The sequence below is a fragment of the Palleronia aestuarii genome (assembly GCF_003253995.1).
GTDB classification, from domain to species: domain Bacteria; phylum Pseudomonadota; class Alphaproteobacteria; order Rhodobacterales; family Rhodobacteraceae; genus Palleronia; species Palleronia aestuarii.
In genome coordinates, this window is record NZ_QKZL01000036.1 from 1 (window position 1) to 23,371 (window position 23,371).

At 63.6% G+C, this 23,371-nt stretch carries 24 protein-coding genes and 1 pseudogene; 8 read left to right on the top strand and 17 right to left on the bottom strand.

Features of this window, described 5'->3' with window-relative positions; translation table 11 throughout:
* Window positions 1–149: transposase (locus tag LX81_RS19860; protein ID WP_146259494.1), on the bottom strand; the 149-nt coding region annotated here is incomplete at its 3' end.
* A gap of 476 nt (window positions 150–625) precedes the next feature.
* On the opposite strand from LX81_RS19860, the gene LX81_RS19865 reads away from it, so the two are divergent.
* The 5 genes from LX81_RS19865 to LX81_RS19885 are packed head-to-tail and all read left to right on the top strand — an operon-like array spanning window position 626 to window position 5,449.
* Entirely contained in the window at window positions 626–1,576 is a 951-nt protein-coding gene (locus LX81_RS19865; RefSeq protein ID WP_111539028.1) for a Bug family tripartite tricarboxylate transporter substrate binding protein, read from the top strand.
* Window positions 1,573–2,037 carry a tripartite tricarboxylate transporter TctB family protein gene (locus LX81_RS19870; RefSeq protein WP_111539029.1) on the top strand — a complete coding sequence of 155 codons (465 nt, stop codon included), beginning with the start codon at window positions 1,573–1,575 and terminating at the stop codon, window positions 2,035–2,037. The genes LX81_RS19865 and LX81_RS19870 overlap by 4 nt, the downstream gene beginning before the upstream one ends.
* 39 nt (window positions 2,038–2,076) lie before the next feature.
* A complete protein-coding gene (locus LX81_RS19875; protein ID WP_111539030.1) occupies window positions 2,077–3,552 on the top strand; it encodes a tripartite tricarboxylate transporter permease in 1,476 nt (491 codons plus the stop codon).
* Window positions 3,549–4,316 carry an amidohydrolase family protein gene (locus LX81_RS19880; protein WP_111539031.1) on the top strand — a complete coding sequence of 256 codons (768 nt, stop codon included), beginning with the start codon at window positions 3,549–3,551 and terminating at the stop codon, window positions 4,314–4,316. The genes LX81_RS19875 and LX81_RS19880 overlap by 4 nt, the downstream gene beginning before the upstream one ends.
* Entirely contained in the window at window positions 4,316–5,449 is a 1,134-nt protein-coding gene (locus LX81_RS19885; RefSeq protein WP_111539032.1) for an alpha-hydroxy acid oxidase, read from the top strand. Before LX81_RS19880 ends, LX81_RS19885 begins: the two co-directional genes overlap by 1 nt.
* Here LX81_RS19885 and LX81_RS19890 read toward each other — a convergent pair.
* The 12 genes from LX81_RS19890 to LX81_RS19945 all read right to left on the bottom strand — a co-directional run bounded on the left by LX81_RS19890 (window position 5,446) and on the right by LX81_RS19945 (window position 16,987).
* The gene (locus LX81_RS19890; protein ID WP_111539033.1) at window positions 5,446–6,396 is read right to left on the bottom strand and encodes an SMP-30/gluconolactonase/LRE family protein; all 951 of its coding nucleotides are present in this window, start codon (window positions 6,394–6,396) and stop codon (window positions 5,446–5,448) included. The genes LX81_RS19885 and LX81_RS19890 overlap by 4 nt on opposite strands.
* Complete coding sequence (locus LX81_RS19895; RefSeq protein WP_111539034.1) at window positions 6,393–7,685, bottom strand: TRAP transporter large permease; 1,293 nt, start codon at window positions 7,683–7,685, stop codon at window positions 6,393–6,395. The genes LX81_RS19890 and LX81_RS19895 overlap by 4 nt, the downstream gene beginning before the upstream one ends.
* 1 nt (window position 7,686) lies before the next feature.
* Window positions 7,687–8,202 (bottom strand): TRAP transporter small permease, encoded by a 516-nt coding sequence (locus LX81_RS19900; RefSeq protein WP_111539035.1) that lies wholly within the window; start codon window positions 8,200–8,202, stop codon window positions 7,687–7,689.
* 1 nt (window position 8,203) lies between these two features.
* Window positions 8,204–9,172, bottom strand: coding sequence for a TRAP transporter substrate-binding protein DctP (gene dctP, locus LX81_RS19905; protein WP_111539036.1), 969 nt, complete (start codon window positions 9,170–9,172; stop codon window positions 8,204–8,206).
* Window positions 9,173–9,229: 57 nt separating this feature from the next.
* On the bottom strand, window positions 9,230–10,234 hold the full coding sequence (locus tag LX81_RS19910) for an MBL fold metallo-hydrolase (protein WP_111539037.1): 1,005 nt from the start codon (window positions 10,232–10,234) through the stop codon (window positions 9,230–9,232).
* A 45-nt stretch (window positions 10,235–10,279) separates the two neighbouring features.
* Window positions 10,280–11,221 (bottom strand): tripartite tricarboxylate transporter substrate binding protein, encoded by a 942-nt coding sequence (locus tag LX81_RS19915; RefSeq protein WP_111539038.1) that lies wholly within the window; start codon window positions 11,219–11,221, stop codon window positions 10,280–10,282.
* Window positions 11,218–12,258 (bottom strand): amidohydrolase family protein, encoded by a 1,041-nt coding sequence (locus LX81_RS19920; protein ID WP_111539039.1) that lies wholly within the window; start codon window positions 12,256–12,258, stop codon window positions 11,218–11,220. Before LX81_RS19920 ends, LX81_RS19915 begins: the two co-directional genes overlap by 4 nt.
* The gene (locus tag LX81_RS19925) at window positions 12,255–13,751 is read right to left on the bottom strand and encodes a tripartite tricarboxylate transporter permease (RefSeq protein ID WP_111539040.1); all 1,497 of its coding nucleotides are present in this window, start codon (window positions 13,749–13,751) and stop codon (window positions 12,255–12,257) included. The genes LX81_RS19920 and LX81_RS19925 overlap by 4 nt, the downstream gene beginning before the upstream one ends.
* A 3-nt stretch (window positions 13,752–13,754) precedes the next feature.
* Window positions 13,755–14,216: a tripartite tricarboxylate transporter TctB family protein gene (locus tag LX81_RS19930; protein ID WP_111539041.1), complete on the bottom strand. Its 462-nt coding sequence runs from the start codon at window positions 14,214–14,216 to the stop codon at window positions 13,755–13,757.
* Window positions 14,217–14,312: 96 nt separating this feature from the next.
* Complete coding sequence (locus LX81_RS19935) at window positions 14,313–15,266, bottom strand: Bug family tripartite tricarboxylate transporter substrate binding protein (RefSeq protein ID WP_111539042.1); 954 nt, start codon at window positions 15,264–15,266, stop codon at window positions 14,313–14,315.
* A 27-nt stretch (window positions 15,267–15,293) separates the two neighbouring features.
* Window positions 15,294–15,980: an RraA family protein gene (locus LX81_RS19940; protein WP_111539043.1), complete on the bottom strand. Its 687-nt coding sequence runs from the start codon at window positions 15,978–15,980 to the stop codon at window positions 15,294–15,296.
* Window positions 15,977–16,987 (bottom strand): hydroxyacid dehydrogenase, encoded by a 1,011-nt coding sequence (locus tag LX81_RS19945; RefSeq protein WP_111539044.1) that lies wholly within the window; start codon window positions 16,985–16,987, stop codon window positions 15,977–15,979. The genes LX81_RS19940 and LX81_RS19945 overlap by 4 nt, the downstream gene beginning before the upstream one ends.
* A gap of 188 nt (window positions 16,988–17,175) precedes the next feature.
* On the opposite strand from LX81_RS19945, the gene LX81_RS19950 reads away from it, so the two are divergent.
* Window positions 17,176–18,072, top strand: coding sequence for a LysR family transcriptional regulator (locus LX81_RS19950; protein WP_111539045.1), 897 nt, complete (start codon window positions 17,176–17,178; stop codon window positions 18,070–18,072).
* Window positions 18,073–18,464: 392 nt separating this feature from the next.
* On the opposite strand, the gene LX81_RS19955 is transcribed toward LX81_RS19950, so the two are convergent.
* From LX81_RS19955 to LX81_RS19965, 3 genes and pseudogenes are all read right to left on the bottom strand, one after another.
* On the bottom strand, window positions 18,465–18,830 hold the full coding sequence (locus LX81_RS19955) for a hypothetical protein (RefSeq protein ID WP_234822749.1): 366 nt from the start codon (window positions 18,828–18,830) through the stop codon (window positions 18,465–18,467).
* Window positions 18,831–19,007: 177 nt separating this feature from the next.
* Window positions 19,008–19,535: pseudogene (locus LX81_RS19960) on the bottom strand (tyrosine-type recombinase/integrase).
* Between the two features lie 312 nt (window positions 19,536–19,847).
* On the bottom strand, window positions 19,848–20,801 hold the full coding sequence (locus LX81_RS19965) for an alpha/beta fold hydrolase (protein ID WP_234822753.1): 954 nt from the start codon (window positions 20,799–20,801) through the stop codon (window positions 19,848–19,850).
* Between the two features lie 73 nt (window positions 20,802–20,874).
* On the opposite strand from LX81_RS19965, the gene LX81_RS19970 reads away from it, so the two are divergent.
* Entirely contained in the window at window positions 20,875–21,879 is a 1,005-nt protein-coding gene (locus LX81_RS19970) for a GlxA family transcriptional regulator (protein ID WP_111539046.1), read from the top strand.
* Window positions 21,880–21,948: 69 nt separating this feature from the next.
* Here LX81_RS19970 and LX81_RS19975 read toward each other — a convergent pair whose 3' ends face one another.
* Window positions 21,949–22,347, bottom strand: a complete 399-nt coding sequence (locus tag LX81_RS19975; RefSeq protein WP_111539047.1) for a VOC family protein — start codon at window positions 22,345–22,347, stop codon at window positions 21,949–21,951.
* Window positions 22,348–22,435: 88 nt separating this feature from the next.
* Here LX81_RS19975 and LX81_RS19980 point away from each other — a divergent pair, with 88 nt between their 5' ends.
* A complete protein-coding gene (locus LX81_RS19980) occupies window positions 22,436–23,143 on the top strand; it encodes a helix-turn-helix transcriptional regulator (RefSeq protein ID WP_111539048.1) in 708 nt (235 codons plus the stop codon).
* The last annotated feature ends 228 nt before the right edge of the window (window positions 23,144–23,371 follow it).

Genomic DNA, 23,371 nt, shown 5'->3' on the forward strand with positions numbered 1-23,371 from the left:
CCGGCTTCTGCCTTGGCAATCCAGATCCGGATCAGATTGCGGCACACGTCATGGCGCTTGGATAGCCCATGCAGCGTCTCGCCTGCGTTGTATTCCGCCACGAACTGGCGCTTCAGCTCCATGCTATGGCTGCGGTGTCGTCTCGGCATCGGCCGTCTCCCTCGGATGAGCCCGGACCTGTCAATCCATGCCTGAAATCATGTCCAACTCAAGGGATCCACTCCATGCCGTGATCAAAGACCGATGAAAGATTGGTGGACCTCAGCGGTTTCCGGCAGCGCGACTCGACAGTGCGATTCGACGTTCAGAACGACTGCTTAACCCAAGTCCAAAGTTGGCCGTGGCCTGTGCAAGATGGCTCCGACGAAGACTGAATTCGATACCTGTCGATAGGTAGTCGGGGCGTAAGCAGGATATATCGGTACCACCGGTTTGGCACATGAACAGAATAGCTGGTGAACAATTTCTGTTTTTAAGCTTAAATTTTTAGCGCTTTTAGTAAAAAATAATAAAGGTCATGATCGGGCATCCGGTGGGAGGCCGGACTACAGGCCACGAGCGTCAACAGGTTTTCCGCCGACTGCCGCGGCCATCGGCCAGCACTTTCGATCCTTGGGAGGATACCATGAGATACACACGCCGTTCGACCCTGGCCCTTTTGGCCGGGATGGCGATCACGCCGCTTGCCGCCGTCGCGCAGCAGGATTACCCGACTCGTCCGATCACCCTTGTCGTGCCCTATGGGGCGGGTGGCACCACCGATATTTCGGCGCGCCAGATGGCGACAATGGCCGAAAAAATCCTCGGCCAACCCATCGTCGTGGAAAACCAGCCAGGCGCCAGCGGTACCAATGCGATGCGCTCCGTCGCGTCGGCCAAGCCCGATGGCTACACGCTGATCGCGACGACCTCGTCGCCGTCCTTCGTGACACCGGCGCTGCGCGATGTGGGCTACGACACGCTGGCCGACTTCATCCCGATCCTGAACTACTCCGGCCCGTTCCACGGCGTCGTGGTTCCGGCGGACAGCCCCTACGACACGCTCGACGCGCTGATCGAGGGCGCCAAGTCCGGCGCCGTAACCTATGGCACCGCGGGGGCCATGGGCGGCGCGCACCTGGCCTTCGCCTCGGTTGCCAAGGACACCGGCACGATGCTGCAGCACGTGCCCTTCGACGGTGCCTCGAAGGCGACGGCGGCGGTGCTGGGCGGCCACGTGGACGCGGCACTGGTTCCGGCCTATCGCGACCTCGTGCAGGACGGTCAGCTGCGTCTTCTGGGCGTGCTCGACGGCACGAGCGACCCCGACTTCCCCGATGCCCCGACGCTGAGAGAGGCGGGGCTGGCTGCGGAATTCCCATCGATCGTCGGCATCATGGCCCCCGAAGGCACCGATCCCGCGATCATCGCCAAGCTTGAATCCGCCTTCACCGAGGTGGCCTCGTCGGATGGGTTCAAGACCTTCATGACAGATCTCAGTCAACCGGTGCGGATCATGTCGGGCGAAGGTCTCGCGGCGACGATCGAGGAGAACCTCGCCGCCTACCGCGAGATCGCCAAGGACCTCGGCAATTGAGCACTAACGGCCACGGGAGCGGGGTCGCCCGCCCCGGCTTCCGGACGCTGACCGCCGGGCTGTTGCTGGCGGCAGCGGCCTGGGGGCTTTACAGTCTCGACAGCCAGATCCAAGTATTCGGCTTCGGCGCCTCCGGACCGGACGCGCGCAGCTTTCCCCGCCTTGCCCTATGGTTGCTGGCGGCGGTCGTGGCGCTCCGCCTTGTCCTGAGCCTGCGCGCCGAGGATTTCCCGCTTGGCAATCCCGTTCGGCTCGGCCGCGTCCTGACCGTCACCGCAAGCAGCGCAGCGGCGCTATGGGCGATGCCGCAGGTCGGGTTCTTCTTCGGGGCCGCCGGTGCCGGGATCGTCGTGGCCCTCATGCTGGGTGAACGCCGTCCCCTCTTGCTGGTCCTGCCGCTGATCGTGGCAGTCGTCGTGACCTTTGGCGGACGGCATGGGCTCAGCATCCCCCTGCCCTGAGCCTGCCCATCCATTCCAGACCTCAAAGGAGCGCAAGCCGTGCTTGTCGATGCCTTTCTCGAACTTCTGAACCTCTGGGTACTAATCGCCGCGCTTGTCGGAATCGTCTCGGGGATCATCATCGGAGCGATCCCCGGCCTTGGCCCGACCATGGCCATCGCGCTGCTGATCCCGGTCACCTTCTCGATGCAGCCGATCCCGGCGATCATCCTGCTGCTTGGTGTCTACCAGGGCGCGATCTTCGGCGGGTCGATCTCGGCGGTTCTTCTGAACGTGCCGGGCACGCCGTCCTCCGCGGCGACGGCCATCGACGGTTTCGCCATGGCACGCCGTGGTGAGGGCGGCAGGGCGCTGCGCTTTGCACTCTATGCAAGCGTTGTCGGCAACATCTTCAGCTGCCTCGTCCTGATGGCTCTGGCCGAGCCGTTGGCGCGCTTCGCACTGGATTTCGGCCCGGCCGAGATGGCGATGCTGATGCTGTTCGCCTTGCTGGTCATCGTGCTGTTCGGTGGCGGATCGAAGCTCGACGCACTGATCATGGTTCTCGTGGGGGCCTGCGCCGGTATCGTCGGGCTTGATCCGATCAGCGGCACGCCACGCTTTACCTTCGGCTCCTTCGCCTTTGAAAACGGGTTCCAGCTGATCCCTGTGCTGATCGGCCTGTTCGCCATGTCCGAGGTGCTTCTGCAGGCGTTCGACCGTGAAACGCTCGTGGGCGATGTCGAGGTGCCGCCACTGAAAAGCTCCGTCGTGAGGTTCGTTGAACTGTGGCGGATGCGGATGACGCTGTTTTTGTCCTCGCTCATCGGCACCTTCGTCGGCATCCTGCCGGGGATCGGCTCTACGGTACCCGCGTTCATGAGCTACAGCCTCGCCCGCTCGCGCTCTGCCGATCCGGATGCGTTCGGCAGGGGCGCGCCCGAAGGTGTCGCCGCCCCCGAGGCCGCCAACAATGCCGTGACCGGCGGAGCCCTGGTGCCAACGCTGGCACTGGGGATCCCCGGCGATGCGGTGACGGCAGTGATCCTCGGCGCCTTTATGCTGCACGGGCTGGCACCGGGGCCGTTCCTGTTCCGCGACCACGGGCTGGAGGTCTACGCCATCTTCGAAGCGCTTCTGCTGTCATCCATCCCGACGGTGATCCTTGGCCTGCTGTTCTTCCGCGTGGCGATCCACGTCACCCGCATCCAGCCGCGCCACCTGCTGCCTGCGATCACGATCCTCGCCATCTTCGGCGCGTTTTCCGTGAACAACAGCCTGTTTGACGTCTGGGTGATGCTGGGTGCGGGCGTGCTGGGCTTCCTGTCGCGGCGCGCGAACTTCCCCCTGCCGCCGCTGCTGATCGGGCTGATCCTCGGCGCGCCGTTCGAACAAAGCCTGCGGCAGGCCCTTCTGACCTCGGGCGGTGGCTATGGAATCTTTGTGGGCTCGCCAATCACCATCGGACTTGTGGCATTGACCGTGCTGTCACTGGCGATCAGCCTGTTCTTCAGCCTGAGAAAGCCCCGCATATGATCACCGATTGCCACATCCACTCCTTTGCCAAGACCGAGGCTCCGCAGACCGGCGCCTATGTCCCGCCCGCTCGCGACATCAGCGACTATATGAACGAGGCCGCGCCGCTGGGCGTGCGCCGCGCGGTTGTGGTGCAGGCCTCGGTCGATGGTACGGACAACAGCCGATTGGTGGATGTTCTGGGCACCGAGGGATCCGTCGCGCTGCGCGGCGTTGCGATGATCGACGCCGATGCCGACCTGCAAGCACTGCACGCCGCCGGCATCCGCGCGACCCGGGTTCAGGACCGTGCAAGGCTTGGGGACAGCGCGCTTGATCAGCTTCCAGGACTTGCAAAACGCGTGGCCGAGGTCGGCTGGCATATCGAGCTGAACACCGAGCCGCGCAGCTTTGACCGGCTTGCCGGTATGGTGGCCGATCTGCCAGACGGGCTGCGGCTGATCCTCGACCATATGGGCCATGTCGATCCTGCCGCACCTTCCCCCCTGTTCCGCTTGCTCGAGACGGGGCGCGTCTGGGCCAAGCTTTCGCCCACGCGGGTCAGCACCGATATCGGGCACTACGGCGATCTGAGCGCGCTGATCGAACGCCTTGGCGCAGCCTACCCCGACCAGATCATCTGGGGCAGCGACTGGCCGCATGTGATGACCTCCGAGCCGGTGCCCGAAATTCCGCCGATGCTGGAGCTGTGCCGCGGGGCATTGAGCCAGGATAGCTTCACCCGGTGCATGTGGGGCAACCCTGAAAGGCTCTACGGCTTCTGATGCTTCTGACTTTGGATGACTTCGAACCTGCCGCGCGGCGCCGTCTGCCGCGCCCGCTCTTCGGCTACGTCTCGGGCGCGGCCGAGACGGGCGCAGCAAGGCAGGACAACCGCGATGCGCTGGACGCCTGGCGGCTGGTGCCGAACGTGCTGCGCGGGGTCGAGGGGCGCTCGACCGCCTGCGCCCTTCTGGGCGAGAGGTACACGGCGCCCTTCGGCGTCGCACCGATGGGCCTTTCGGCGCTGATCGCCCGCGACGGGGACGTGGCCCTCGCCCGCGCGGCGGCGGCGGCGGGCCTGCCCTTCGTGCTCTCCGGGTCATCCCTGACGCGCATGGAAGATGTGGTGAAGGCAAACCCGAAAGCATGGTTCCAGGCCTATCTGCCCGGCGAGGAGGACCGCATCCGCGCCCTGATCGCCCGCGTGCGGGCGGCAGGCTTCGGTACGCTGGTGCTGACCGCCGACACCGCAGTCCTGGCCAACCGCGAGAACAACATGCGCGCGGGCTTTTCCACACCGCTCAAGGTCAGGCCACGGCTGATCTGGGACTTTGCCATCAAACCGCGCTGGGTGCTGGGCACGTTCCTGCCCACGCTGACGCGGGGCATGCCGCATTTCGAGAATTCCGATGCCGCGCGCGGCGCGCCGATCATCTCGAAACAGGCGGCGCGGGACTTCGGGCGTAAGGATCACCTGAATTGGGATCACCTCGAACTGATGCGCGACCTCTGGCCCGGCAAGCTGGTGCTGAAAGGCGTGATCGCGCCCGCCAACGTGGCGCAGGCCCGCGCGCTTGGCTGTGACGCGGTGGTCCTGTCGAACCACGGCGGCCGACAACTCGATCAAGCCATCTCGCCGCTACGCATCCTGCCCGAGGCGCGGGCGCAGGCGGGCGACATGGCGCTACTGATCGACGGCGGCATTCGGCGCGGCACCGATGTGATCAAGGCGCTGGCGCTTGGTGCGGACATGGTGCTGGTGGGGCGGCCGTTTCTCTATGCGGCGGCGCTGGGCGGTCAGCCGATGGCCGAGCGCGCTGCAGAGATCCTGAAGACCGAGGTCCATCGCAATCTCGGCCTGCTGGGTCTCCGGGGCCTGTCGGAGATCGGCCCCGGAATCCTGCACCCGGTCTAGAGCGCGCCCGAGAACATCGGCGCTCCTGCAATGCCGAGGCTTTCGGGGAACTCGGCCTTCAGGATGCTACCGCTGTCGCTTTCGGTGATGAAGAGGGTCCGCCCCTCCGGCCCGCCAAAGGCGCAGTTGGTGGTCCCCAGACCGCGAGGGCTGCGCACCACGGCGATGGGCCGTCCCAGCACATCATGCACCCAGACGAGGCCCATACCGGTCTGGCAGACCACGACGCCGCCATCAGAGGTCAGCGCCAGCCCGTCCGGCCCGGCACGGCCGCCCGAAAACTGGATGAACAGCCCTGCCTTGTTGACCCGCCCCGAGGGCGACATGGGCAAACGCCAGACCGCATTGGCCCGCGTCACGGCAAGAAAGAGCGCATGTTCGGCCAAGTCCAGCACCAGCCCGTTGGGGCTGGGCACCTTGTCGATCAGGCAGGTCAGCGCGCCGGTCTCGGGCATCCATTTCCAAACGCGGCCCGTGGGGTCCTGCAGCCCGGTCTGGCCCTGATCGGTGAAGTAGAGCGCCCCGTCGCGCCCGAAATGCAGATCGTTGCAGCCTTTGAAGCTTTCGGTGTCCGCATCCCCCAGCGCCTTGGTCACAGCCCCGGTTTCCGGGTCCAGCAGCATTATGCCGTTCTGGTAATCCGCCAGAAAGATCCGCCCGTCGCGGTGGATCTTCAACCCGTTGGGCTGGCCGTCATATTCGGCGATCTGGCTGATCCCGCCCCCCGGATCGGCCCGGAACACCCGTCCGAAGGGGATATCGACGAACCAGAGGTTGCCGTCGCAGTCGAGCGACGGCCCCTCGAGAAAGCTGTCCGCGGGGGCCCCGCGCCGGTTCTTTTCCGCCCAGTAGGATGGCTGGCCGGTGCGGCGCAGCGTGGCTGGCAGTTCGGTGAAGACTTCGGCGTCGAGGATGACCGGCTCGGGAAAAGGATAGGTGTGGGTCATCCGAACGTGAACTCCGGCAGGAACAACGCGATGTCAGGCACGCCGATCAAAAGCAGCATGAAAGCGACGATGATGAGGAAGAAGGGCAACGTGCCCATGATCACGTCTTCGACCTTTACCTCGTCCGACGAGGAGGCCACCACGAACAGGATCACGCCCAGCGGCGGAGTGAGCTGGCCCAGTTCCACGAGGATCACCACGAAGACGCCGAACCAGATCGGATCAACGTCCATGGCCATCAGTGCCGGAAAGATCACCGGCACGATGATCGCGATCATGCCCAGCCCTTCCATGAAGCAGCCCAGGATCGCAAAGACCACCATGATGATCAACAGGAAGGTCAGGCGCGAGACATCGGCCTCTTCCAGCATCCCGACGAGGTCCTCACCGATGCCCGACAGCGCGGTGGCATAGGCAAAGATCATCGAGGTGAAGACGATGAACAGGATGTTGCCGCTCATCGACGCGGTGCGCGACAGCGCGTCCTTGAGCAGTTGCAGGCTGAGCTTGCGATAGAGCGCAGCAATCAGGATGGCGCCGACGGTGCCCACGGCCCCGGCCTCGGTCGGGGTGGCGAAACCGCCGTAGATGCTGCCGAGGACGATGACGATCAGCATCAGGAACGGCACGATGTCCAGAAGCGCGCGGCCTAGATCGCCGGCACTTGCCTTTGTCTCGGTCTTCGGCGCGAGCTTGGGATCGATCAGCACACGCGCCATGATGAAGCCCATGTAGCACAGCGCCAGTACGATGCCCGGCACCAGACCGGCGGCAAACAGGCGTGCGATCGAGGTTTCGGTGAAGGTGGCGTATATGATCATAGTGATCGACGGCGGGATGAGGATTCCCAGCGTGCCGCCCGCTGCGAGGGATCCGGCGACGAGCCGCTTGTTGTAGCCGCGCGCGGACAGTTCCGGCAGGGCGACGGTGGACATGGCGGCGGCGGTGGGGGCTGAGCCGCCAGAGATCGCCGCGAAGATGCCGCTGCCCGCAATGTTGGTGTGCAACAACCCGCCCGGCAGCCGCCGCATGAACGGCGCGACGCCGTTGTAAAGGCGTGTCGACAGGCCCGAGCCCAGCAGGATCTCGGCCATCAGCACGAACAGCGGAATGGCGGCGAGTGTAAAGCTGTTGGCCGCGCCCCAGCTGACGAGGCCCAGCGCCTTCCAGCCGCCAAAGCCCTTGAGCAGCCAAATATAAGTCAGCCCCGCACCCGCCACGGCGAATTGTACCCACATGCCACCAAGGATCAGGCCGATCAGCAGGCCGAAGGCGAGGATCGCTTCCATGTCAGGTTTCCTCGGGTTTGCGGAAGGTCAGCAGCAGCTGCTCGACCAGGAAAAACGCCAGAACGGAAAAGCCCGCCGGCAGGATGATCTGCGGAATCCACAGCGGGGTGCGCAGGACGGTCGGGGCGAACTTGCCGCGCGAAAAGGACGACAGCGTCAGGTCCTTGGTCTTCCACGCAAGGATCACGCAGATCACCAGCGCGATCAGTACGAAGGCGCGGATCAGCCAGCGACGCGTGCCCTCGGGCCAGGTGTCTAGCAGGAAATGCACCTGGAACATCGCATTGTCCCGCAGCGCGAGGGCCGCGCCGAAGAAGGTCACGAAGACGACGCCATAGCCCGTCAGTTCCTCGGCAAAGCCTAGCGAGTAGTTGAAGCCGCCGCGCAGCAGCGCCTCGAGGCAGACCAGCGAGACCAGCACCACGAGGACAGTGCCGGTTGCAGCGCCGGTGATCCGCGCGGCAACGTCGAAAATGGGGCCAGCCGATGCCGGCCCCGTTCTGCTCTGCGTCTGCATCTTACTTACCGATGGCTTCGCGCACGGTGGCGAGGGCTTCGACATACTCCGGCCCGTTCTCCTCGGCCCAGCTTTCCCAGAACGGCGCCAGCTTTTCGCCCGCCATCTCGGCGTCGCCCTCGGCCGCGTCGACCAGCGTCATGCCCGCCTCGGATTGCGAGGCCTTCTGCGCTTCTTCGTCTTCAAGAAAGGCCGCGGTGGTCGCGGGGCCTTCTTCAGCGACGATCTCGCGAAGCTTGGTCTGGGTGTCCTCGGAGAGGGCGTCGAAGCTGTCCTCGTTGGCGATGATCATAGAGTTGCCGTAGTTGACCGCGAAGCGGTAGTTGTAGGGCAGGAACTCGTGCCAGTTTTTCGCCCCGCTAGCAGAGGCGGTCAGCACGCCCTCGATCACGCCGCGTTCCAACGAGGTCGGCACTTCGGAGCCCGACAGGGTGATAGGCGCGCCGCCGAACATCTCGACGAACTTGCCCTGCTCGGGCGAGGTCACGCGGATCTTGTGACCTTCGAGGTCTGCCAGCGAGCTGATCTCAAATGTGGTGAAGATCGTCTGTTCCGGGTAGCGGTAGCCGCCCAGCAGCACGACGCCCTGCTGTGCGAAGGCCTCGACCAGCGTCGGTTCCATCGCCTCGTAGGCCTTAGCCCATTCCTCGTCGTTCTCGATCAGCATCGGCAGGTTCAGTACCCGCGCGATCGGCACGCTGCCGGAGAAGAAGAAATCGGCCGCCATGTCGATGATGCCATCGCCCACGGCCTGCGTGATGTCTGCGGATGCGATCTGCAAGGTTTTGCCAAGGTGCAGGTCGATGGTCAGGTCGGTATCTTCCGCGACGCGGTCGACGATACGCTGCATGCCCTTGACGGCGGACGTCGTTGAGACGGACGAATAGGTGTAGGCGGTCCAATCGTCAGCATGTGCGACGGTGGCGGACGCGGCGATCAGCGCAGCGGCGCCGACGGTTTTGATGTTCATGATTTTCCTCCGGTATCAAAGCGTTGTTCCGGGCGTTGCAGCCCGGTCGGTCTTGTTTCAGTGCGTTGGAACGGCCTCGGGGTCGAAGCTTGCCAGCTGCGCGGCAACGCAATGGCTCATCGCTGTAAAGGTCCGCTCCACCTGGTCCGCCCCGATGACAAAGGGATTGCCATCGGCTCCGGACTCCATGGCGTCGAGTTTGGTGTAGGTCGCATCAAGGGTCTTGTGGTTCGACAGGAACACGTCAAAGCCTTCTTCCCCCGCCATCGCAGCAAGGCGACGCTGCGAGTCGATCATCTGCACGAACTGTGCAGCGTTCGGCCCAAAGTTCAGCCCGTTGCCGCCCCAGATGATCGCCTTGTGCGCCGTGCCATCGTCCGTCAGCGGAACGATGGTCGACAGGGTTCCGGGCGTGTGGCCCGGCGTTTCCAGCAGGGTGATCGTCGTGTCACCCAGCGTCACCGTATCGCCATCGGCAACGCTGACGTCGCGCTCGGGGGGACGGCCCCAGAGCGGGTCGTCGAACTGAAGTTCGTCCTTCTCCAGCTCCTGCCAGTCGGTGTCCGACATGATGATCTCGGCGCTGTACTTCTCCTTGAGGTAGGCGGCACCGCCATAGTGGTCGCCATGCGCATGGGACACGACGATCTTCTTGATGTCGGCCGGATCAAGCCCGACCTCGCGCAGCCCGCCCTCGATGAAGCGCTCGGCCTCGTCTTCGTTGTTGAGCGCGTCGATCAGGATGATGCCATCGGATGTCGGGATCGCCCACGTCGTGGTCCACGACGTGCCAAGGAAGACCAGGTTGTCGAAGATCGCCGTGGAACGCACATCGCCCTTGCCGACCAGGCGCTTCAGCATCTCGTGCCCCTTGTCATGGGGGATGGTGAAGGGTTTGCCGATCTTTTCGCAATGGCCCAGCACATGCGCAAGCTGCTGTCCCGCGGCGGCCTCTGCGGCGGCCACATGGCGTGCCGACATGTCAGGATCGCTTTCGGCGGATGCCGGCAGCGCGCCAAGCAGCAGCGCCGCCGCAAGTGCGGTGCCCGTCCTGTATCTCATACTGTTCTCCTCCCGAAACTCAGTAGTCTCTCTATTGCAGCGGTCCTACTTCCAGGGTGTTTCGGCCCAGATCCGGGAAGCGATGCCGTCCTGCTCGGAGACGGTCTCGGCGAAATCATCGCCCAACATGAAGGCGATCGGGTTGCCTTGTTCGGCCATCATCTCCTGGAAGCCGGGGTTTTCGTTGACGGCGCTCAGCGCAGCGCGCAGCTGATCGGTCGTCGCTTCGTCCAGCCCCGCAGGGGCGACGATGCCGCGCAAGGACGACATCTGCACGTCATAGCCCAGCTCCTTGGCGGTCGGCACATCCGGGCGGAAGGGCGAGCGTTCGTCGGCCAGCACCGCCAGCACGCGCAGTTCGTCGGGGAAGTTCGAGGTCTGGCCCAGCGTCATGGTTCCGGCCGCCACATGGCCCCCCATGATCGCGGTGCGTGCGTTCGATGCGCCCTTGAACGGCACCAGCGTAAACTCCGCACCGCTTGCGTCCTGCATCATATTGGCGGCGAAATGATCGTTTCCGCCAAGGCTCGACAGACCCAGCGTGATCGCGCCGGGGTCGGCCTCGGCCGCGTCCAGAAGCTCGCCCAGCGTCTGGAACTGGGACGTGGCCGCGACGGTGATCGTGTTGGGATCTTCGACGAAATTCGCGAGATAGGTGAAGCTATCCACATCGTAATCCGCCGCGCGGTCCTTGGTCAGGGCAAGGGCCGCTGGCAGATTGAAAGTGCCTAGAGTGTAGCCGTCGGGCGCCGCCTCGGAGACCTCGGTAAAGCCGATCTGGCCACCGGCGCCGGGAATGTTCTTGACCACGACGGACGCGCCATCGCCCAGTTCCTGTTCAAGGAATTGCGCCACGGTGCGGGCCATCACATCGGTGCCGCCGCCGGCGGAATAGCCAACGATCACCTCTACGGGCTTGTCTGGGTATTCGGCGAATGCGGCGGTGGCCGTGACGGCCAACGCAAGCGCGGTAAGGGGTGTTTTCATGACGGTATCCTCCCAGTGTCATGTGCGAAAATCTGGTCGTCGATGCCGTAGGCGCGCGCGGCGCTGCGCCAGAATAGGTCATCGCGCTCGCCCGCGCTCAGCGGACCGGCAAGGCGTTTGAAGGCGTTCCAGAGCGTCCGGTAGCTCACCTGTCCTTTGTCCACGGGGAAGTTGCTTTCGAACATGGCGCGGGTCGGCCCGAAGAGGTCGAGGCAGGTTTCCACCCAAGGGCGCCAGTCCTTGGCCAGTGTTTCGGAATGCGGTGGCAGCGCCGCGTCGGCATAGCGCCAGCCAAAAACCCCCAGGCCGAAGCCTCCGATCTTGATGCGGGTGTTGGGCAGCGCGGCGACGGAAGCCAGCGCATCGCGCCAGGCGTGGAAATTCTGTGTGTCGAAGCGGTCATGAGGGCCAACGCCAAGCGGGCCTCCGCAGTGATCGACGATGACGGTCAATTCCGGCGCGGCCTCGGCCAAGGCACGAACCTCGTCCAGTTGCGTTTGGTAGGCCCAGACGTCGAGCGACAGGCCATGGGCGGCCAGCGCCCGCGCGCCGTCTACGAAAGCGCTGGTCTGCAACAGGCCCTCGGGAGGCGGGTTGGGATTGGAGCGCACCGCCGGATCGGCATGCCAGGCGGTGGTGTTGCGGATGCCAATCACCCGGCCCTGACCCGCCTCCGTCAGCGCATCGAGCACCGGGCGCACGTCGTCGCCCAGTTGCAGGTCCGCCATGGCGATGATGCCCGCCGGAAACCGATCCTGCCAGCGCGTCCAGTCCAGCACGGTTTCGACCTCGCCCACAGGGCGCAGGCTTTCGGGGCCGTGATCGCGATATCCGGTGCGGCATTGAACATAAAGGCTCGCCCGAACGTCATGGCCCGAGCCCAAATCCGCCATCAGTTCCTTGGCCCGGTAGCGCCCTTCCGTCCGGTGCCAGAGGTGGTGATGGCAGTCGAAGATCGGCTGCTCCGGGGCAAGAGTGTCCTCCTGCCCCAGGGCCAGCCAATCCTCGCGAACCCTATGATGCGGGCTCGCGGTCATGCTTTCTTGCGGCTGTCGATGAAACGCTTCTTCAGCGTCGGGCCGACAACCACGGCGACGGTCAGCGCCACGAGGATCAGGCTGGTGGTGTTCTGGAACAGCACCATCGGATCACCGCGTCCGATCCGCAGCGCAAGGCGAAGGTTCTCTTCCGCGAAACCGCCTAGGATCAGTCCCAGAACGACGGGGGGAAGCGGGAACTTGAGCCGGTCCATCACCCAGCCGATCGCACCGAAGCCGAGCATCAGGTACACGTCAAACATGCGGCCATTGATCGAATAGACGCCGATCAGCATGAGCACGATGATCACCGACCCTAGAAGCGGGCGCGGCAGGTTCAGCAGGCGGGCGAAGGAGTTGGTCGCCAGCGAGCCACCCAGAAGAACCAGAAGGATCGCGCCGAACAGGAACTGCCACATGAAGCCGAACACGATGTCCGGGTTGTCGCGGAACAGCATCGGCCCCGGTTGCAGGCCGTGCACCAGCAGGCCACCCAGCATGACCGCAGCCACGGCGGTGCCCGGGATACCCAGTGTCAGCGCGGGGATCAGCGCCGATGCGGTGTCGGCGTTGTTGGCAACCTCGGCGGCGGCGACGCCCTCGGGTTCGCCCTCGCCCCAGGTTTCGGGATGCTTCGAGGTGCGGCGCGCCTCGTTGTAGGACATGAACGCCGCCATGGAGCCACCCGCGCCGGGCAGGATGCCGATCCAGATGCCAAGGAAGGAACCGCGCAGCCAGGTCTTCCAGTAGTTCATACGCGGCAGCGCCTTCCAGATCGGTTCGGTCCCCAGTTTGGAACTGTTGACACCATCGGTCTTGAGCGGCGTTTCCAGCAGGTCGATCACCGGCGGCAGCGCGTATAGCCCGACCAGCAGGATCACGATGTTGATGCCGTCAAGCAATTCGAGCTGACCGAAGGTAAAGCGATCGTTGCCATAAATCGGGTCTGACCCGATCACCGACACGAAGACCCCGAAACAGGCCGAGATCAGACCTTTGATCGGGTTGCCGCCCAGCAGAAAGATAATCGAGGCCAGGCCGAAGACTGCAACCCAGAACACCTCGGACGGGCCGAACAGCAGCGTCACCTTGCTGAGCGGCGGTGCCAGCAGCATCAGCGCAAAGGCCGAAGCGATGCCGCCGATGGACGAGGACACGACCGCGACCTGCAGGGCGAACCCGCCCTCACCCTTCTGCGCCATCGGGTAGCCGTCGAATGTGGTGGCGACGGCGGCAGGTGTACCGGGAATGCGCAGCAGCACGGCGGGAATGGCGCCGCCATACATCGCGCCGTTATAGATCCCCGCCATCAGGCCGAGCGCGACAAGTGGCTCAAGGCCGAAGGTGAAGGGAACGAGGACGGATATCGCCATGGTGGCCGACAAGCCCGGCATGGCGCCGACGACGATGCCCGCGATCACGCCGATCACGACAGCGGCAAAGTTCGTCCAGGCGAAGACATCCGGCAGGGCATGGAGAAGATCGGAATACATGGTTCAACGCCCCCAAAGACGGCCAGTGGGGAAGTCCTGCGACATCCCGAAATCAAAGATCGCCCAGATCGTGCCGACGACGATCACGGTCGCGATCAGAAGGCCCACCGGGCTGCGATAGCCGAAGGTCCACGCGACCAGCGGGATCGTCACGGCGGTGCTGATGTAGAAGCCGACGAAATCGCAGGCCAGCGCGTAGCTGACGATCATCAGGAAGGCCCCGATCACCCGCTTGGGCGATGTGGTCATGGGCGTGGCGTCTTCGCCGGCGCTGGCCTTGCGCTGATCGGCGAGCAACAGGAACGCCGACAGCACGATCAGGCCGATCAGCATGGCGGCGGGCAGCAGCGCGGAAATCGCGCGCAGATCATAGGTCGGAACAAGGAACCCGGCGGCGACCACAATGATGCCGCCCGCAGTCAGGGTTTCGGGCCTTGTCAGGCGGGAATTACGGCTCTCGGGCATGAGATTGCCTTCGGTATGAGGGGGGAGATGTCCAAGGGCGACGCCCTCGGCGACTGGGCGGCGTGATGGAGGTCTCCCCCCCTCACGCACATGGCCTCAGTTCCAGGGGGTGGTCTGCCACACGCCGTTGGCGAGGTCGTAGAGATCCGAGGTCAGCTGCTTGAATTCCTCGCCGGTCACCACTTCGACCGGGTTCGCGGTCGCTGCCATGGCATCGAGGAATTCCTGATCATCGGACAGCTGCGAGAAGGCGTCGATCAGTTTGGCCTGCACGTCCTCGGGCAGACCGGCGGGCGCGATGAAGCCGCGCATGGAGCCGTTCACGAGGTCCAGTCCCTGCTCTTTGAAGGTCGGCAGGTCGGGGGCGAATTGCGAACGCTCGTCGGTGGCGACGCCCAGCACGTTCAGCTGGTCTTGGAATTCGGCCACTTCCGAGATGTTCAGGATGCCCATGGCGACATGGCCGCCCAGCAGCGCGGTCCGTGCGGGAGCCGAGCCCTTGAAGGGAACAATGGTGTACTCAGTATCGGTGGCCTGCTGCAGTTTGATCAGCGCGAAATGGTCATCGCCGCCGAGGCTCGACATGCCGACGGTCACGGCCAGCGGGTTCGCCTTGGCCTCTTCAAGCAGCTTGTCCAGTGTGTCGAGACCGCTCTCCTTCGAGGTGACGATGACGTTGGGATCGTTCACCACGTTGGCCAGGTAGGTAAAGCTGTCGCGATCGTAGCCGGCCTCACGGTCGATGGTGCGCGCCATCATGCCCGGCAGGTTAAAGGTGCCAAGCGTGTAGCCGTCGGGGTCGGCATTGGCCGCCTCGGTCACGCCGATCTGACCGGAGGCACCGGGCATGTTCTTGACGACAAGGCTTGCGCCGTCGCCAAGGTATTTCTCGATGAAGGGTGCGGCGGTGCGCGCCATGACATCGGTGCCACCACCGGCCGAGTACCCGACGATCACCTCGATGGGCTCTTCGGGATATTCGGCCAGCGCCGCCCCTGCGGACAGGATCATCGCACCTGCGATGGCGGTTTTCTTGAAGATGTTGAGCATGTTATTCCTCCGTTTCATGCAGTTGTTTCAGTCGTCGAGCAGGGCGCAGCCGCGTTCCTTGAGCGCGCGGTCGACCCAGGTCCGGTCATTTGTACCGGCTTCGATGTCTGCCATTTGTTTGATTTCTTTCGCGGACTTGTCCTGAGTGGCTTTCAGGATCGTCTCGGCTCTTTCAATCGGCACGCAGAGGACACCGTCGCTGTCGCCGATGACGATGTCGCCGGGGCGGATTACCATGCCGTCGATGGCGATGGGCACGTTCACCTCTCCGGGGCCGTCCTTGTAAGGGCCGCGATGGGTGACGCCCGCCGCCCAGGTGGGCAGGTTGGTTTCGCGGAAATTGTCCAGATCGCGGATCGCGCCGTCGATGACAAAGCCGACGACACCTTTCTTGATCGCGTAGGCCAGCATCAGCTCGCCCATCAGCGCGTTGTCCAGCGCGCCGCCCGCATCGACGACGATCACGTCGCCGGGCACGGCCCGGTCGATGGCCGCGTGGAGCATCAGGTTGTCGCCGGGGCGCGCCTTGACGGTCAGGGCGACGCCCGCCATGCCACCGGACGTGTGCATCGGGCGCAGGCGCGATCCGGCAGCCGTCATGCGCGACATGCTGTCAGACACGTTGGCGACGGGCAGCTTGGCGAATTCGGCGACGATCTCAGGGGCGGCGACGTGGTCGCGTTTGAGGATACGGAACCCGGTGGTCATGGTCATTTCTCCATATTGGCCGGCTCGGCCTGTGCGGCGGCCAGCAATTTGCGGTTGATGATGCGTTCGGGAGCGACGGGCTGCCCGTCGAGGATCTGGAAGATCCCAAGCACGGCATCGACGCCGACCCGCGCCCCCGCCTGGCGGGTGACGCCGCCGATATGCGGGGTCAGCACGATGCGCGGCTCGGCAAAGAACGGGTGGTCGGCCTCGGGCGGCTCGACCGCGAAGGTGTCGAGGCCCGCGCCCGCCAGGTGACCGCTCTGGATCGCGGCCAGCAGCGCCGGCTCGTCGATCAGCCCGCCGCGGGCGGTGTTGACCACAAAGGCCCCTTCCGGCATCCGGGCGATCGCTTCTGCATTCAGGATCTGCCGCGTCTGGGGGGTCAGCGGACAATGCAGGCTCAGCACATTGGACCCCGCCAGAAGCTCGTCGAAGCTGTTACAGCGGGTGACGCCTAGTTCCTCGAAGGCGCTCTCCGGCGCATACGGATCGTAACCGATGAGGGTTATCCCCAGACCCTTGGCCATGCGGCCCGTGGCCTGTGCGATCGCGCCCATGCCCATCAGGCCCATGGTCGATCCGGCAATTTCGCGTCCCGCGAAGCCCGGCTTTTCCCAGCGCCCATCCCGCAGCCCAGCGTCAAGCGGCAGGATCCGCTTGGCGCAAGACAGAAGCAGCGCGATGGCATGTTCAGCCACGGACACGGCGTTGGCACCGGTCGCGACCAGCACTGGAATACCCCGATCGGCAGCGGCCTGAATGTCGATGTTATCGACCCCGACACCGTGCTTCGAAATCACCTTGAGCTGCGGCGCTGCGTCCATGACGGCGGCATCAAGACGCCCCATGCGCGACACGATCCCTTCGGCGCCAGTCTTCTGGAGATACTCGGAAATCACCGCGCTGTCGGCATAGGGCGGGGTATGCACCGTCTTGTAACCGTGGTCCGCCACCAACTGGGCGGCGGACGGATCGAGGTCAGGCCCCGTAACGAGGATTGTCTTGCTCATCGCACATGTCTCCACAGCGTCCCGAAGCCTCGGGGCGCGCCATTTCATGTCTCTGTTTTTCGATTGGTCCACAGCGGTCTCCCCAACCGGCTATGGATGTCCTCCTTGGGTGAAAACCGTATCGCCAAGAATGACTTCACAAAAGCGCGTATTTCTGGTTATTTGATTTAGCAAAACTGGATCTGATTTTGGACACACGGCAACTCAAGACCCTTTTGGCCATTCGATCGCATGGTACCTTCGCGCAGGCGGCAGACCTTGTCGGCCTGACACCTTCGGCCGTCAGCCAACAGGTTCACGCGCTCGAGGAGGAACTGCGCGTGACCATCTTCGACCGCACCAAGCGACCACCCCGGATCACGCCTGATGGCCTCCAGGTTATTGAAATGGCGGAGGATATCCTGCGCCGCGCCGAGGACGCAAAGGCCAGTCTACGCGGCGACCAGATCGCCGGGACGCTGATGCTGGGATCGGTCCGATCAAGTGCGCTGAACCTGCTGCCACGCGCCATGGTGCAGATGCGCGGGCGCTATCCGGACCTGAAGCCAAGCTTGCGAGTATCCCTTTCCTCAACCCTGATCGCGGACGTGGCCGGCGGACGGCTCGACGCTGCTATCGTCGCGGAACACCTCGGGATTCCCAGCACCCTGCGCTGGAGCCCCTTTCTTCGTGAACCGCTTTGGCTGATCGTGCCGCGTAGCATGGAAGCCAGCGACCCGATCGAACTGTTGAACACGCGGCCCTACATCCGTTTCCGAAGCGCCGTGCCGCTGGCGAACCTGATCGATACAGAGTTGTCCCGTCTCGGCGTTGTAACCAATGACGTGGCCGAAATCGACACCATCGGATCGATCGTCACAGGCGTGCGGCAAGGTCTGGGCATCTCGGTTGTGCCGCATGTTGCTCTGCAGGAACCCGAGGATCTGAACATCATGCGCCTGACCTTCGGCGTTCCGCAGGTGACCCGCCAGATCGGCATCGTCGAAAGGACTGCGGCGCCGCGCGCTGAAATCATCGCCCTCCTGCACGCAGTCCTCGCGGACCTCTGCGGTGACTACGGAGTGGTCAGGCCCATACGATCCTGACCGTGTCCACGTTGCCGATCGCCGTAACGCTACGCCCGGTCCCGGTTTCCCTTGAAAGCGTCAGTTGGCGGAAGGCCACAGTGCGATTTCACAGATCCCAAGATCTCCCATTTTGAGTGCCATCACTTCGAACCGAGAGAGGTCATGATCTTAATTGCCCGGTGACGGCCATTTGATCGTCCTCATGCCAAGGTCCGTTCTGGGCTGGGTATGGCGGGTAGGCTTAAGCCTAGAGCACAGAGAACTGGCGTGAAACGACCGTGGGGATCCGGGAACCCTTCTGCGGTTCTTTAGGCTTCCGTGAGATGAGACTTAATAGCTAGCAGCTCGTCGGCCTGCGGCGCTGATCGCTTGCAGGCGAAGCCCCGGCGTCGCCAAGCTGGGTTACCACGTTAGCTAGCGATGCGTTGACCGAGCCGGAACATAACGCCACCCTCCGCATCGATCTCGTGCGAAAGGATCTCGTAGATCGCGATGAGCTTGCCGGTGCCGAACATCTTGCCTGTCTCATCCCGTCCGCCGTGGCGAACCAGAGCGTGTTCGAGGGATCGAAGCGCCTTAAGGAACTGCTCGTATTTCTCCGAGAAGCCGTGGCGTGTTCTCTTGAATGGATCCTCATAGACTCGGTCCGCGCCGATCCGCGCGCTGTGCAGTATCGGCGCGTTCGAGATGTTAAGCCCTCCGCCCTTCGCGAAGCCGGTCCAAGCAGACCGGTAGGTGAAGCCTGTTCTGAGGTCACGTATCCTGATCATGGTCATTGCCGGTCCCTCTACTGTCGTCCGCTTGTGGGCAAATGCCAATTCTCATGTCCTGCGAGGGACCGGCCATACAACACGAACGAGGTACGGTCACAGAGCCTACCCTGAAACGATCGACTTCGCCCAGGCCTTCGAACGTCCGTTCTGGGCCGCCCGCGAAAAGGGCGGCCCAGACGATCAAATCTCGACCGCTTCCGAGATGGCAAGGGCATCCTCCAGCCCGACGCCGAGGTATCGAACGGTGCTGTCCATCTTCGTGTGCCCAAGCAGAAGCTGGACGGCGTGAAGGTCACCGATCTTGCGGTAGTTCTGCGCAACCTTGGTCCGGCGCATGGAATGGGTACCGTAAGAGCTCGGCTCCAATCCGATCGAGGTAACCCAGCCCCGGACGAGGCGGGCATACTAACCGGTCGAGATGTGCAGCCGCTCGTGGAACCGTCCCGGTCAGAGAAATTCCGAGCCGACCAGTTCGGGATCTTCGAGCCAAGCCAAGAGAGACTTCCGCGTGCCATCGGTGATCTCGAAGCGGACCGGCTGCGGGGTCTTGCTCTGGAGGACCGAGGTCCGCTCCTTCACCTGGCCCGCCGCGGAGACGTCGGCGACACGGAGGCGAACGAGGTCGCAGCCGCGCAGCTTGCTGTCGATCGCAAGGTTGAAGAGGGCTAGGTCCCGGGCGCGGTCGGCGAACTCGAGCCGCACACGGATCGCCCCGACATGTTTTGGCCGGAGCGGGCGCTTCTAGCCGACGAGGCGGCCCTTGTTCCAGGCTGGCCGGCCCGCGCGGATGGCGGGAAGGTTCGGAGCAGCCATAGCAGGTCCTCCGGTCCGCCGCGCTCCTCCTATCACCGGCACCGTGTCGGCGCCAAAGGATAGCACGCCGCGCCGCTGCAAGTCCGCTTCAAGCTCATATTGACCGTTTCTGCGCAGACGGTGGATGTCCGCTCTCGTTGTGCTGCGGTCGGGGTCGCCATCAGGGTGGTGGCCGGGACCCTGTATCGGGTCCCGGCATTTCTAGATTCAACTCCGCACGAAACTGAGCAGGTCTGTGTTCACCAGATCAGGGTGCGTGGCGAAAAAGCCGTGCGATAGGCCCTGGTAAACCTTCAGCGTCCCGTTCGGTAGAAGTTCGACCGCCTTCTCGGCCGAGTTTGCGATCGGGACGACCTGATCGTCATCGCCGTGCATCACCAGGGTCGGCACGTTCATCGCCCTGAGGTCCTCGGTCTGGTCGGTTTCGGAGAACACCGCGATACACTGGTAATGTGCGGACGCACTGCCCATCATGCCCTGACGCCACCAGTTGTTGATCAAACCCTGGCTAATGTCGGCACCGTCGCGGTTGAAGCCGTAGAAAGGACCTAAAGGAACATCGAGGTAAAACTGCGCGCGGTTCGCGGCCAGTGAGGCCCGGAACCCGTCGAATACCTCAAGCGGCACACCGTCCGGGTTGGCGTCGGTCTTCAGCATCAGGGGCGGGATGGCCCCCAGCAGCGCGGCCTTGGCGACACGGCCCGGCTCTGCCTTGGCCACGTAGGCCGCGACTTCGCCGCCGCCTGTCGAATGGCCGACATGGATCGCGTTTTGCAGATCAAGCGCCGCGGCAAGATCGACGACGTCGTCTGAATAGGTCGCCATGTCATGGCCAAGGTCGGTCTGGTCCGACCGGCCATGTCCGCGCCGGTCATGGGCGATCACGCGGTAACCGTGGGCGAGGAAGAACAACATCTGGTTGTCCCAGTCATCGCCGCTGAGCGGCCAGCCGTGGTGAAAGACGATAGGCTGCGCATCGCGCGGGCCCCAGTCTTTGTAAAAGATCCTAGTGCCGTCGCGTGTTTCGATGGTCGACATGATGATGTCTCCTTCTTGCTGAGTAAAGGTTTGCGCCGCAAGCGCGGCGGGCATCGTCGAGAGCAGCGCAGTTGCTGCACCCATCTGCAAAACGGCGCGTCTCGTAGGGTCGTATTGGGTCATGGTCATTGGCTCCGCACTGCTTGTTCGACGAGGCCAATGTCGCAATTTGGTGGGCTTTCCACGATTGTCACAAATGACAAAGAAGGGTTCAAAAGTGACAACCGCGAAGAAAGATTGGACCTGCGAGATCGGTCTGCTGATTTATCCCGACTGCCAAATGTCCGCGATCTACGGGCTGACCGATCTGTTCCGGATTGCGGGTGAATGGGCAGACGGTGACAACGCGCGACAGGTTCGGGTCTCGCATTGGCGTGCCGGGGAAGACGGCGAGCTCACCTGCGTCTGGGACAGCCATCCGAACGAGACCCATCGCCTTGGGTATGTGATCACACCGCCCAGCGTCGCCATGCCCGAACAGATGCAGTCGATGCCAAAAGAGGCCGCGTGGCTTCGCGCGCGACACAAGGATGGAAGTCGCGTTTGTTCAATCTGTGCCGGTGCCTTCGTTCTGGCCGAAAGCGGATTGCTCAAAGGCAGGCGTGTCACGACGCACTGGGCTTTCGCCAAACACCTTGCAGAACGCTACCAGGAGATCGAGGTTGCCGACCGGAATCTGGTGCTGGACGATGGTGACGTCATATCAGCGGGGGGCATCCTTGCCTGGACCGATCTCGGCCTGACCCTTGTCGAGCGTCTGTTCGGGCGCAGCACGATGCTGTCGACAGCCCGATTTCTGGTCATCCAGCCACCGCGGGCCACCCAGCTTCCCTTCAATGAGTTCATTCCGGATTTCGATCATGGGGACGAGGCGATCCTGCGGGTCCAGCACCACATCCACGCCGATCTGACGGCATCGCTGAACCTGGACGATCTCTTTGATCTTGCACTTCTGGGCAAACGGACCTTCATGCGTCGTTTTGCCAAAGCGACCTCGCTCACCCCCACGGAGTACATTCAACAGGCCCGAGTTGCCAAAGCCCGAGGTATTCTGGAGTTGACCACCCGTCCCCTGGATCAGGTGGCGTGGGAGGTCGGATACAAGGACCCCTCTGCCTTCAGCAAGATCTTCCGGCGTATCTCTGGAATTTCCGGCTCAGAGTATCGGCACCAATTCGGTGTCCAGCCAACGCTGCCGTAGCCGTCAGCCAAGGCAGAAGCAGACCTTGTATCTTGAATGGCCCCGCCGCTCTAAGTGGTCGCCATGGCCCTAGGACCTTGAGCCAAATCGCGCCTTCGCCGCCTCCGTCTCCGGCATGTACAGGCTGACGAGGTTTCCCTCCGGGTCACGCAGTTGGAACGTCCGGTTTCCCCAGGGCAGGAGTTTTGGCTCGTGGACGACATCCAAGGTCTTCAGGCGCGCGAATTCGGCGTCGATATCCTCCACCTGAAGTTCGATGATCGCCGTCCGGTTTGCCGCGGCTTCGGCGCTACCTTCCTGAAAAAGAGCCACGGTCTCTTCCGAGCCGATGGCCAGCGATGCGCCCGGCGTCACGATCTCTGCGAAGACGGGGGCCAGCCATTCAGCCTTCGCGCCAGTGACGGTTTCATAGAAGGCCACTAGACCCCGGACATCCCGCGCAATCAGGCGGACAGAAGCAAGTTTCATTGTCTATTCCTTTATCTACCGGCACTTGACCGGCCCCTGGCGCTTCTAGAGGGGTACTGCTGACAGCGTTGTGGCAGCAGGAAACAGGATGCGCAGCACCGACCGTCTTTTCCAGATCATCCAGATTTTGCGACGCACGCCCCGCGCCGTTACGGCCGCCGCCATCGCGGAGGAACTCGAAGTGTCGCGCAGGACAGTCTACCGCGATATTGCCGACCTCATCGGTCGCCGGGTCCCGATCCAGGGAACGGCGGGATTCGGCTACACGCTCGACAATGATTACGAGGTGCGCCCGCTGGCCCTGTCACCCGACGAGACCGAAGCCCTTTCCCTGGGCGCACAATGGGTGAGCCGTCACCCCGATCAGGCACTGGCCCGTCTTGCTCTGGACGCCTTGACGAAGATCCGGCTGTCACTGCCCGAGTCCAGCCGCACCGTGTTGGAGCAGCCCGCTTTGGGTGTGAAGTCGATCGCGACCGCCCCTGGTTCGACGCTCGATACCAGTTGCTTGCGCGAGGCCATACGTCGATGGCGCGTGGTGACATTCAGCTATCGGGCGCTCGACGAGACAATCAGCCAGCGCCACGTCTGGCCGATCCTGCTCGGCTACGAGGATACCCGCTGCCTGTTGATTGCCTGGTGCGAGGAAAGGGCTGCCCTCCGCCATTTCCGCCTGGAGCGCATGTCCCACATCGAGGTACTCGAACGAAGGCCGGCCAAACGGAGGGCAGATATGACGCGGCACTGGCATGCCCAACGGGAAAGCGCGATGGAGGCAGCGAACCGCAACGTGTAGCGCCCTGATGGGCACGTCGGCTACACCAACTTGCTTGATCGAGCGATAACTACGGGCAGGATGCGGTCAATAACTGTGATGGCGCACGCGGCAGTAAGTTTCCGCGATCCAGACCTTTTGTTGAGGCGCAGCGAAGGTCCGCTTTCCGCCCTTCCTTACTCCGAGGAACGTCTACGATACGACGCTCCCCGAATGCCGACTTCGCGTCACATCAATGCAGCGTCGGCA